Origin of the sequence: Rhodopseudomonas sp. BR0C11 (assembly GCF_010820945.1) — a bacterium.
Lineage (GTDB): Bacteria > Pseudomonadota > Alphaproteobacteria > Rhizobiales > Xanthobacteraceae > Rhodopseudomonas > Rhodopseudomonas palustris_H.
In genome coordinates this window covers 1-926 of sequence record NZ_QTKI01000761.1, presented here as the reverse complement: position 1 = coordinate 926, position 926 = coordinate 1, and the positions used below count along the sequence as shown (strand labels likewise).

Sequence of the window (926 nt, the reverse complement as noted above, 5' to 3'; positions counted from 1 at the left end):
TTATTGGATCTGGCTGGCGGCGGCCTTCGTCGTCGGCGCGGTCACGCCGCTGCTCGCGCAGAAATTCGGCTGGGCGGCCGACCTCGAGAACTACTGGGTGAGCCGGGTCGGCGTCGTGCTCGCCGTGGCGCTGGTGCTGGTCGCCGCGCAACTCGCCTCCGGCAAGGCCGAGCTGCTGCTCGAAGCCGGCGTCGGGCTGGTGATTGCTTACTTCGTCGGCGGGCTGGCCGGCGGCATCGCGCCGGGCCTGCTGCCGGTGCGGTTCGAAGGCTGGTGGGTCGGCCTGTTCGCGACCGGCCTGATCCTGGCGGTGTTCGGCATCACCACGCTGCCGAAACTGGAGCCGGATCTGCGCGAGCGCGTCGCCGACGTGGTGAAGGAAGCCGGCGCCGATCCGTTGAACTTCGACGTCGCCGGGCGCGACGTGCTGCTGCCGGCCGATCTCGGCACCGACAAGGTGCGGGCCGCACTCGGCGAGCAGATCCTGAAGGTGCCGGGCGTGCGCCGCGTTGCCGATGTCGACGATCTGAGTGGCGCGGCGCTGGCCGCCAAGACGGTGGCGAAGCTGCAGGCTGAAGCCGAGGCGAAAGCCAAGGCCGAGGCGGCCGCGAAGGAAGCCGCTGCCAAGGAGGCTGCCGCCAAGGCCGCCAAGGATGCGGCGCAGAAGCATGCTGCCGCCAAGGCCAAGGCGGACGCCGAGGCGAAGGAAGCAGCCGCGAAGGCCGCCGCTGAAGCTGCGGCCAAGGAAGCCGCCGCCAAGGAAGCCGCCGTCAAGGAAGCCGCAGCCAAAGCCGCGGCGGAAGCGGCCGCCAAGCAGGCTGCTGCCGATGAGGCGGCGAAGAAGGCGGCTGATGATGCGGCCAAGCAGGCAGCTGCCAAGCCGGCCGCTGCGCCCGCGGAGGTCACGACCGCGAACGCCACCGGCG

Annotated in this window: 1 protein-coding gene; it reads left to right on the top strand. The window is 71.4% G+C overall.

Annotated elements, in window-relative coordinates:
• A partial coding sequence (locus DYI24_RS27200; RefSeq protein ID WP_164574528.1) for an OmpA family protein occupies positions 1-926 on the top strand: 926 nt, incomplete at both ends.